This window comes from Elusimicrobiaceae bacterium, assembly GCA_028700325.1.
Lineage (GTDB): Bacteria > Elusimicrobiota > Elusimicrobia > Elusimicrobiales > Elusimicrobiaceae > JAQVSV01.
Map to the genome: position 1 here is coordinate 1 of JAQVSV010000067.1, position 10924 is coordinate 10924.

At 55.4% G+C, this 10924-nt stretch carries 7 protein-coding genes; 4 read left to right on the plus strand and 3 right to left on the minus strand.

Annotated elements, in window-relative coordinates; genetic code table 11:
- Together PHW69_08185 and PHW69_08190 are read right to left on the minus strand one after the other, a co-directional pair.
- On the minus strand, window positions 1–547 hold a 547-nt coding region (locus PHW69_08185), incomplete at its 3' end, for a hypothetical protein (protein MDD4005163.1).
- 8 nt (window positions 548–555) lie between these two features.
- Window positions 556–1656: a hypothetical protein gene (locus PHW69_08190; protein MDD4005164.1), complete on the minus strand. Its 1101-nt coding sequence runs from the start codon at window positions 1654–1656 to the stop codon at window positions 556–558.
- A gap of 290 nt (window positions 1657–1946) precedes the next feature.
- Here PHW69_08190 and PHW69_08195 point away from each other — a divergent pair, with 290 nt between their 5' ends.
- The 4 genes from PHW69_08195 (at window position 1947) to PHW69_08210 (ending at window position 8354) form a co-directional block, all read left to right on the plus strand.
- A complete protein-coding gene (locus PHW69_08195) occupies window positions 1947–2324 on the plus strand; it encodes a response regulator (GenBank protein MDD4005165.1) in 378 nt (125 codons plus the stop codon).
- A gap of 407 nt (window positions 2325–2731) precedes the next feature.
- Entirely contained in the window at window positions 2732–6316 is a 3585-nt protein-coding gene (locus PHW69_08200; GenBank protein ID MDD4005166.1) for a PAS domain S-box protein, read from the plus strand.
- Entirely contained in the window at window positions 6291–6659 is a 369-nt protein-coding gene (locus PHW69_08205) for a response regulator (GenBank protein MDD4005167.1), read from the plus strand. Before PHW69_08200 ends, PHW69_08205 begins: the two co-directional genes overlap by 26 nt.
- 87 nt (window positions 6660–6746) lie before the next feature.
- Entirely contained in the window at window positions 6747–8354 is a 1608-nt protein-coding gene (locus PHW69_08210) for a hypothetical protein (GenBank protein ID MDD4005168.1), read from the plus strand.
- Window positions 8355–8438: 84 nt separating this feature from the next.
- Here PHW69_08210 and PHW69_08215 read toward each other — a convergent pair.
- Window positions 8439–10924: PAS domain S-box protein (locus PHW69_08215; GenBank protein MDD4005169.1), on the minus strand; the 2486-nt coding region annotated here is incomplete at its 5' end.

Below are 10924 nucleotides of genomic sequence, written 5' to 3' on the forward strand. Positions count from 1 at the left end.
CGGCGGACACAAGCCCGTAAACCAGCCGGCGTTTTTTCCCGGGCGGAGGGGACAGCCGGATCTTTTCAAGCATGAAAAGCGTGAGCGCAAACAGCAGCAGGCTGAAGTTTTCGGGCCGGATGTCCAGACTGGGAAGCAGCGCCACAGCCAGCAGCGGCAGCACGGCAAACGCGCTTGCGGTCAGCCCGTACAGCCGCAGCGTCATTAAAACAGGAACGGACAGTCCCGCCAGCAGCGTGAATTTCAACGCGAAAAGGCCCGCATAACCGGCCCGTGAATAAAGGAAGTAATAGAGCGGCTGAAGCAGCCACTCGAAATCCGTCCAGCCCGCTCCCGCGCGCGACCACGACAGAAAATCACGCGCCGGGACCGTTGTGTGCGCCAGCATATACTTCCCGGCCGACAGGTGCCAGAACATATCGGTATTTACAAGCGGCAGGCACAGGCAGGATGCCGCAAGAAAAACTCCCGCCGCGGTCAATACATTGAAAAACCGGGCGCGGGAGTTTGTTTCCCGCGCCCGGCCCGTATCAGACTTCGAAGGCATCATTCCGCCTAAAAAGGATAGGTTATGGCGAACTGGTAGTGCTGGTCGCCTCTGTTTTCACTGCCCTCGGCGGTTTTATATTCCGTAACCATATAGGAAGTTTCAAACGACAGCGTGATTCTTTTTTTCAGCACATAGTTGACATTGGCCATGACGATGGAATTTTTCATTTTTGAATTGACCGCCAGATACTTGGATTCGGGGTGGTCAATTCCGCAAGCGGCGTTGAAATACAGATAATCCCACGGTTTGATTTTCAGGTCGGCAAACCCGCCGGACGCCTTGACTTCCTGCCCGTCATAGCCCATATTGCCTATGCCGCCCTGAAAATCGTAAAGGTTTTCGCCGGTCCAGATCTGTCCGTTAAGCGTGAATATGCCGTACGGCACGCTAAACCCCAAATCTATCAGCCGCACGTTGCCGGGCAGAAACGTTCCGGTGCTTTCCCACTGCCCCAATGCGCCGCCCACGGTGATTTTAGCCGCGCCGAGCTTGAACTGCACCTGAGCCTGGGCCTGCGGAATTTTGGAGGCGGTGCCTTCGGCGTCGGTCAGTTTTCTTGTGGGCCGGACAGCCGCAACCGATACATTCCAGTCCGGCGACTGCGACCATGTTGCCCTCAGCTGCGGCGCCCGCGCCCAGAGCGCGCCGGCGTAAGCGAAATACAGATCATTGTTGGTATCCGGCAGTTCGAACGGCGTGAGCTGCCAGGTCTGACCGGCGAGAAAACTGAAGTCCCCGGTTTTATAGGTCATATAGGCGTGGCGGATGCGCGGGCTGACACTGGTGCCGGCTGTGCCGCTCAAACTGTCAGTCAGCCCCAGAAAATCAATTTCGATTTTCGCGGCTGCATTCGCTTCTTCATCCGCTACATTCAGCCCCAGCCGTGTGGCGCGGGCCGACATGCTGAAATCGCCTTCTTTGGGATCAACGGAGGTTACATAGGCCAGATAGTCGTCACCCGCTACTCCATGCGAATTGTATATTGAGGTTATCTTCATGAGGCCATAAAAATCCATCCGGTATTTTCCCGTAACCGCCTCGGCCGGAAACGCCGGAGCTGATAAACACGCGGCAATAACGCCCGTTTCTACAATACGCCGTTTCATGTTTGCAAACACAGTGATCCCCTGTTTTAAATAAGATAACTCACTCTGGCACAATTTTCCGCTCATATTCTAGCACATTCCGGCATGCTTTTTTAATCTGTCTGAATCATGCCGAAAGATGTAAATGGGTCTGGCAAATGGGAAAACAATCTGCTACACTAAATTATGTATGGATTGTAGTACAAATGTAAAAAGCGAAGCAGTATATTTTAAAATTACAAGTTACATTTTTGTTGCGTGCTCAATAGGAAATCAATATTTCAGGTTGAAGAACCAAGCGGAGAATAGTTATGAGCAAGCAGATTTTAATTGTGGATGATAACCCTACGAACCGGAAACTGCTCAGAGTAATTCTTGAAAATCAAGGTTACGCAATTGCCGAAGCGGACACCGGAGAAACCGCTCTGGCGCTTATAAAAGCGCAGCCTCCACAGCTTATCCTTATGGATTACCGGCTACCAGGAATTGACGGAGTGAAGCTGTCGCGGATGATAAAATCCGACCCGGCTCTTTCGCATATCCCGATCATAATCGTGACGGCAAGCGCCATGAAATCTGATCGGGAGCGCATCACTCTGGAATCAGGATGCGACGATTATATCTCAAAACCGTTCGACATAAAAGCGCTGGTGGAATCGGTGCGATGTTTTATAGGAACGGTCGGATGAACTTCCCCCGGCTGTGCCATTGGCCTGCCGGTTGTTATTACGTTTTACCGGCAAGCCGGGTGGTCTTTGGATCCAAACTTCGTTTGCCCCGCTTATGCAGGGTTACACACTCCGTCCCCTCGCTTGAGCTATGCCATGCCGGCAATCATTATGCCGTACCGGCCGGCGCCGGGTTTTTGTGAGCGGAATTTATAAGGTCCTTTTTTGAAAAAATCGTCCGTGCACGTTTTGGCGGACGGTTTTTTGTATAATCAGAATTGGGTTGATGGCGATGAATAGGCCGCCGTCTAATTTGTTTGTACGATTAAGGGGTAGGAAAACTTGTTATGCTGTATATCCTCGCCAGTGCGTTGATTTGTGAAATAGTTGCGCTGGTCTTCAGTTTCCGTTTGTACAGGCGGAAGGCTGTGACCGGGGTGCTGGCCCGCGCAGTGCTTGCTTTTCTTGCCGCGCAAACAGTGCGGCACCTGTGGCAGATTCCGCAAACACTGGTAGCTTATACCTCTGGCGCGGATCTGTATGCGGGCGTGATTGACGCGGCGGCGGCGTTTGCGCTGATGGTCTTGGCGCTAGAGGCAAGCCGCGATACCGGTTTCCTTGGTAAAATAGCAGCCGGCCTGCCGCCAGCCCGGCAGCCGCGCGAACTTCCCGCGCACGACAGCCTCGTTCACGCGCAGGCCCTGCTCAATTCCATTAACGATATCGCCTGGATTAAAGACCGCGCAGGCCGCTACAGGGCGGTCAATGAAGCGTTTGTCAAAGCCAGCGGCCGGTCCGCGCAAGATCTGATCGGCAAAAGCGATTATGAGCTTTGGCCGCCTGAATTGTCCGTAAAGTATATCGCGGACGATGCTACCGTCCTGAAATCCGCCCGGCAGTTGATTTCCGATGAAGAAATAACGGACAGAAGCGGCGTCAGGAGGTGGGTTGAAACGGCAAAAACACCCGTTTTGGGCGCGGACGGCCAAATCCTCGGCACGGCAGGCGTTGCGCGCAATATACACGACCGCAAGCTGATGCAGGACAGCCTTGCGCAGCGGTTGTCGGAACTTGATCCGGGGACTGACCGCGATATCGCCATAACCGATATGTTTGATGTGTCGGAATTGCAGAAAATACAGGACACTTTTTCAGCCGCGACCGGGGTCGCGTCAGCCATCATGTCGCTGGACGGCAAATTCATAACGAAACCGAGCAATTTCTGCCGGCTGTGCAATGATGTTATACGGAAAACCGAGAAAGGACTGAAAAATTGCCGGTATTCCGACGGCCGGATCGGTTCCGAACCGTCGGACAAACCGGACGTGCGGGAATGTTTCGGAGTGGGGCTGTGGGATGCCGGAACGCCGATCTCCATAGGCGGAAAATCCGGCGCGAAGTGGCTGATAGGCCAGGTGCGGGATGAAAACATGGACGACACCAGGCTGCTCGCCTATGCCCGCGAGATCGGCGCGGATGAGGAGGAATTTAAAAAAGCTCTCGCCGAGGTCCCGGTAATACCGAAAGAGCGTTTTAACAGGATAGCGGATTTTCTGCATACGATGTCTGCGGTTTTGTCGCTGAAAGCATACCAGAACATTCAGCGCTCCCGCTTCATAGCCGAACGAAACGCGGCCGTCGAGCAGGTGCGGACGCTGTCTTACGCGGTTGACAGCGCTTTTGACAGTTTCATAATGACAGATCTCGACTGGAAAATCAGTTACAGCAATGAATCGGCCCAAACGGCGCTGGGACTAAGCGGCAAGGAACTGGCCGGGAAAATGCTTTCCGACATGCTGTCGGACTCTCAGCTTATCCCGGTCATCGGCAGCGCGCTTGATACCGGCGGCCGCTGGATCGGCGGCGTGAAACTCCTGCATTCCAACGGGACGGAATTCAGCGTCACGCTTTCCGCCTCTATCATAAAAAATGAGCAGGGACAGCCGCTCGCGAGGCTTTTCGTCGCGCGCGACATCACCAAACAGGAGGCGGCGGAAGCCGCTTTCCGGCGGCAGCATGAAGAACTGCGGATAAGCCAGGCAAGAAGCCTGGCCCTGAAAAATTCCCAGACTTATCTGGAAACAATCTTAAATACCATAGCCGATCCGCTGTTCGTGAAAGACCGCGAGCATCGCTGGGAACTTGTAAACGACGCTTTCAGCGAAATCATGCACCTTTCAAAAGAGCAGCTCACTGGCAAAAGCGAAAACGACCTGTTCCCCAAAGAGCAGGCGCGTACTTTCTGGGATAGCGACGAGCGGGCTTTTCTCAAGGGCACGATAGCAAATGAAGAAGAAATCGTAAGCGACAGGTTCGGCAATCTTCATACGGTGATGAGTTCCAAAGCCGTTTACACCGATCCGTCCGGCAACAAACACCTGGTGTGCACGCTGCGCGACATTTCTGAAAAACGGTTCCGGGGCCTTTACGAATCGCTGGCGGACGGGCTGGTGCGCACCGATATGCTGGGCAGAGTGCTTGAATGCAATCAGGCGTACCGTGATATAGTGGGCTATACGGACGAGGAAATAAAGGAACTGGACCGCAACGCCATAACGCCTCCGCGCTGGCGGAAACTGGAAGACGAAATCATTGCCGGCAAACTGATTCCGAACGGCTATTCCGAGCCTTATGAACGGGAAATCATAAGAAAAGACGGGCAACTGGTTCCGGTAAGCATGCGAATATGGACGATCAAAGACAAGGCCGGCAACAATACCGGCATCTGGGCGCTCGTGCGTGATATTTCGGAACGCAGGAAAGCGGAACGCGAACTGAATAATTACAAGGAGCACCTTGAAGATCTGGTCAGATCGCGCACGGAAGAGCTGGTGGTGCTCAACCAGCTGGTGCACGGTTCTCTCGCCGCCGCTGACGTGGGCGCGTGGTGGGTTGATTTCAAGGAAGACGACACCTATCATGCGCTTGACAACACCGCCCGGATACTGGGGCAGCAGCCGTCGGTGAAAGAAGACAAATCCTATAAAATAAGCGAGTGGGTGAAACTGCTGTCGCGGACAAAAACGGCCTACCCGGATTATGCCCGCATACTGGACGAAAACCTTGAGCGGTTCTGGGGCACGATTTCGGGCAAGTATGAAAATTACCGCACGGTTTATCCCGTGGCAATGCCGGACGGACAGCTCAAATGGCTGGACTCGCGCGCCGATGTGCCCGCGCGCGACGCGCGCGGGCACGCGTTGCTGATGACCGGCACGATGATTGACATCACCAAGCTCAAACAGGCGGAAGACGAGATTATCCGCGCGCGCGAAACCGCCGAAACCGCAAACCGGGCGAAAAGCGAATTCCTGGCCAACATGTCGCACGAACTGCGCACGCCGCTTAACTCGATTATCGGATTTTCGGATGTGCTGCGGGACGAAACCGTCGGCGCGCTCAGCGGCCAGCAGAAGGAATTTCTTACCGACATCTCCGACAGCGGCAAGCATCTGCTCGCGATTATAAACGACGTGCTTGATCTCGCCAAGATCGAATCCGGCAAAATGACGCTTGACCTGCGGGAAATCAGCGTCCGCAAGCTGCTGGAAAGCAGCGTCAATCTCGTCAAGGCGCGCGCGCTGAAAAACAACGTTGCCATTGACAGCGACGCGCCTGAGGATATCGGCATGGTGCGGGCGGACGAAATCCGCATCAGGCAGGTGGTGTTCAACCTGCTGGCCAACGCGGTCAAATTCACTCCGTCCGGCGGGTCCGTGAGCATAACCGCCCGCCGGACCGGGCGGGATCTGTCGGTTTCGGTTGCCGATACCGGAATAGGCATAGCGCCGCAGGACATAGGGCGGATTTTCACCAAATTCGAGCAGCTTGGCGAAACCCGGACACGCCAGTACGGAGGGACGGGGCTGGGCCTGTCCATTTCCAAAGAAATCATTGAACTGCACGGCGGTTCGATCTGGGTTGAAAGCGAAGGAATTGATCGCGGCTGCCGGTTTACCTTTTCCATACCGGCACAGGGGCCTGAACATGAGCAAAACTATTCTGGTGGTTGACGATAACGAGATGAACAGGAAACTGCTCCGGGTGTTGCTTTCGTCGCGCGGTTACAGTGTCGAGGAAGCGGAAACCGGGCAGACCGGACTGGCCCAGGCGAAAAGCTGCCAGCCGAACCTTATCCTGCTTGATTACCGGCTGCCCGACATGAACGGCGTCGAGATTGCGCGCGAACTCAAAAGCGACGACCGTTACGCGAGTATTCCCATCATTATAGTTACGGCCATCGCCCTGAGCGAAGAAAGCGCGCGCATTACCCGCGAATCCGGCTGCCTTGAATACATCACCAAGCCGATTGACGTGCACGCGCTGCTCGACGCGGTTGAAAAACATATCGCCTGACCGCGCCGGCGGGCTTGAAGGCCGTCCCAAATTTAAATAATATAGTATTCACGGGAAGCGGAAAACGCTTCCCGGCAAGGAGCCGGTATGACAAAAGAAGAAATCCGGCCTGTAAAATACAATTGGTTCGCGCCGGGCGATATCAACGGTTTTTTCGGGCTGATGTTCGACAACGTCACAGTGCTTTCTTTCATGGCGTTCATCCTGACGGTGCTGTTCAAGTTTCCCGCCGACATAGTGTATACAAAAATGTTTCCCGGCACGGCGTTCGGCGTGCTGTTCGGCGACGCCGTGTACACCTGGATGGTATTCCGGCTGGCCAGGCGCGCCAATAACCCCAATGTAACGGCAATGCCGCTGGGACTTGATACGCCCTCTACCATAGGCATCACTTTCGCGGTGCTGGGCCCGTCGTTTGTGGGATTCAAGGCGGCCGGCATGGACGAGCATTCCGCCGCCATGATGACGTGGTATGTCGGCATGGCCACCATGGTCATTATCGGGCTGGTCAAACTGCTGTTCTCGTTCATAGGCCAGTGGGTGCAGAAAGTGGTGCCGCAGGCGGGGCTGCTCGGTTCGCTGGCCGGCATAGGCCTTGCGCTTATAGGTTTTATTCCGATGGTGGAAGTGTTCAGCATGCCTGTTATCGGGCTGCTGGCGCTGGGCCTGATACTGTATTCTCTGGTCGCGCATATCAAGCTGCCTAAAAACTTTCCCGGCGCGCTGGCGGCGGTGGCGATAGGCACGCTGATCTATTATATACTGGGGCCGATGGGGTTTTGCGGCGGCACATACGCGCCGCCCAACATTGAACTGCATCTGGGTTTTCCGCTGCCGACTCTTGAATTCCTGAAAGGAATGAAGGAAGCGGTCAAATATATTCCCGTGGCGTTTCCGTTCGCCATTCTGACCGTAGTCGGCGGCATTAACGTAACCGAAAGCGCGCGCGTGGCGGGTGACGACTACAATACCCGCAATATTCTGCTTACGGAAGCTGTCGCCACGCTGATCGCGGGTTTGTTCGGCGGGGTCGCACAGTCCACTCCGTATATCGGCCAGCCGGCCTACAAGCACATGGGCAGCCGGGCAGGCTACACCCTGCTGACGGGCCTGTTTGTGGGGCTTGGCGGTATTTTCGGCTACATAAGCTATATCGTGGAATTCATACCGCGCGCGGTTATCGCGCCTATTCTGGTGTTTGTCGCGCTGGACATCATGGGCCAGGCTTTCATAGCCTGCCCGCAGCGGCACGCCGCGGCGGTGGCGTTCGCCTATTTCCCGACGGTGGCGAGAATGCTGCAGATCAAGCTCACGTCCTTCCTGTCGCCGGAACAGGTTACCGGCCTGATAACCAGGGTAACCGACAAGAGTCTGCCGGAACTGCTGATCACCGTAGCGCTCGGCAACGGGTTCATTCTTACCGCCATGCTCTGGGGCGCCGCGGTAGCGGAAATTATTGACCGGCGGCTCAAGCGCGCCGCCATCTACATCTGGCTGTGCGCCGGGTTTACGTTCTTCGGCATCATCCATTCCGCCATTCCGGACGGGAACATGTATCTGCCGTGGACGCTGAGCTATCCCGCCAACCAGATTCCGTTCCAGTTCGGCACGGGCTATCTGCTGCTGGGGCTGCTGTTATTTTCGCTTTCTTACACCAAAGAAAGCCGCGAACCGGTACCGGAACATCTCGGCTAGGCAATCTCCTGAAACCGGAAACAGGCCCCGCAATATTGCGGGGCCTGTTTTTTCACAAAGTTTTCAGGAAAAAGGGGGGGGCTGTCATTGAACCGGCAGCTCGAAGATGAAGGAGGTTCCTGTCCGCAAGTCCGACTCGGCCCAGATCTTCCCGCCATGCAGCTCGATGATATGGCGCGCGATTACCAGCCCCAGGCCGGTTCCGAACGCTATCCGGCCGGCATTGTCGCCCACCTGCTCGAATTTTTGGAACAGGCGGCTTAAATCCTCGGCTTTTATTCCGGGGCCGGTGTCGGATACTGTCACCCGGACTCTGCCGGCGTCCTCCAGGGCCGAAACGGTCACCCCTCCGTGATCGGTAAACTTGATCGCGTTGCCCACCAGATTGGCAAGAACCTGCACGATCATGTCCCGGTCGAGTTTGACGACCGGCAGGGCGGCGAAACCGAGCTCCAGCCGGATGCCTTTTGCGGCCGCCTGATTGTTAAACAGCAGGCAGACTTCTTCAATGATATTTCCCAGATCGTTTTCAACAATGTGAAGCTGCTGCCTGCCGGCCTCAAGCCGCTGGAAATCAAGGATATTGTTTATAAGCCTCGACAGCCGGTCTATGTTGCGTTTGGCTATGGAAATCATTTCCCGCTGCTGGGGCTCAAGCGCCGCGTCGTCTTCCGCGACAATATCAATGCTGTCCTTGATCGCGCTCAGCGGCGTGCGAAGCTCGTGCGACGCCACTGACAGAAATTGCGATTTCATTTCCGCGGCCGACCGCATTTCCTGCGCCGCGCGTTTCAAATCCGTTATGTCGCGGATGGCGAACACCAGACCTTTAAGCTCGCCATTGGAGTCCAGCAGATGCGAGTTGATTACCAGAAGGCTGGTTCGGGTGTCCGGATTGAAAACTTCCAGCTCGCCGGGAGCTTTTGTGAAATCGGTGCATTCCAGCCTTTGGCACAGCCAGGCGAAATCGCCGCCGCTGAAAATGTCGTGACAGTTTTTATTTGTCGCATCCGCGATACCGGTGCGCCGGCGGAAAGCTGCGTTTGTGCGGAGAATGCGGTACTGCGTGTCGGTTATGAACATTATATCGGGAATGGAATCGAACGACTGCGCCCATTCTTCCGCCGCCAGCCGCAGCTGTTCGTCCTTCTGCTTGAATATGGTGACGTCGCGGCCGTATATGATAAGAAAATCCTCGCCGCCATTGCGCAGCGGCATGCTGGAAAAGCGGAAGTCCCTTATTCCGTCGGCGGTGACAATCCGCATTTCCACATCCTGCGGCTCGGCGGGCCATGACCGAAGAATCTCCTCCACGGCGGGCCGGTACCTGTCCATCACATGCGCGGGCGCGTATACGCCGCGCATTTCTTCAGGCCCGAGGCCGATAAGGGCGCAGGTGACATTGTTCCATTTTACAAAACGGCCGCTCCTGTCCAGAATAAAAAAGACATGCGGCATGTTGGTTATGATGGCGTCGTTGAAATCATGCGCATGACGCAGTTCTTCTTCCGCGGAGAGCGCTTCGGTCATATCCCGGAATATCACTACCGAACCGGTGGTTTCGCCGTTCTGGTCAGACAGCGGAGCGATGCTTGTGGCCACCACCGTGGTTTTGCCGCCCTTTGCGGCAAGCAAACTGTGAGAGGTTACATGAATGCCGTCGGGTACAGTGAAAGTGTTGGCTCCGTCACCAATCCTGAATACTTCATGCAGGCGGTGATTGCAGATTTCCCGGCGGGTCCGGCCGGTCAGACTCAAGGCCACGGGATTGGCGAACGAAATCTGTCCGTTCAAATCGGTTACAATCACGCCTTCCGCTATGCTGGCCAGAATGGTGCGCAGGCGTTGTTCCCGCTCATAAATTTCCCTGTCGGACTTCTCGCTGAATTCATAAAAAACGAAAAAACATACCACCAGAAGCATGAGCAGCGAAACAACCAGAAGGTTGGGGAATTTGCGCGCATAAATATCATGCAGCCACTGGTGATACTCCATATCAATGCCAAGCACCGCCATAACGCTTTTGCCGCCGGGGTTTGTTATCGGAACAAAACAGCTGATCTGATTCACTCCGAATAAATAAGGCTTCGAAATAAGCGCGGTCGAGGCAGCAAACGCCCGTTCCAGTTCCTGCGGCGGGTTGCGCCAGATTTCCCCCGGCGCGACGGGCTGTTCCTGCGGCCGCGCGCCCGGAATCAGAAACCGGATTTTTTCCCCGTGCCGGGCCGCAATATAAAACGCCAGTCTTTCCGGATTGGCCTGCCGCACAAGCTCAAGCTGGCGGGCAAGCCTTGCGGCGTCACGGTTTTTATCGTAGCCCGGCTGAAACTTCAGCGAATTTATATGACCGGGATCTATCGCCGCCGCGACCGACCGGCCCAGCTGCAAAAATCCCCGTTTCTCCTCAAGCTCGATGTTTTCCGTTATTCTGCTCAGTAAAACTCCGCCAGCCAGCACGCCGGTAAGAAATATGAGAGCCGGAAAATACACCAGCAACCGCGTGCGCGGTTTCTGTATATACAGCTTGACGTAAAACCAGCCGAACACAAGCATCCCTGTCGAAGCGGCGG

Bases quoted from the DNA above. Each gene is read 5' to 3' on its own strand.
- PHW69_08205 (MDD4005167.1), top strand. From the start codon at position 6,291: ATGAGCAAAACTATTCTGGTGGTTGACGATAACGAGATGAACAGGAAA.
- PHW69_08190 (MDD4005164.1), bottom strand. From the start codon at position 1,656: ATGAAACGGCGTATTGTAGAAACGGGCGTTATTGCCGCGTGTTTATCA.
- PHW69_08195 (MDD4005165.1), top strand. From the start codon at position 1,947: ATGAGCAAGCAGATTTTAATTGTGGATGATAACCCTACGAACCGGAAA.
- PHW69_08210 (MDD4005168.1), top strand. From the start codon at position 6,747: ATGACAAAAGAAGAAATCCGGCCTGTAAAATACAATTGGTTCGCGCCG.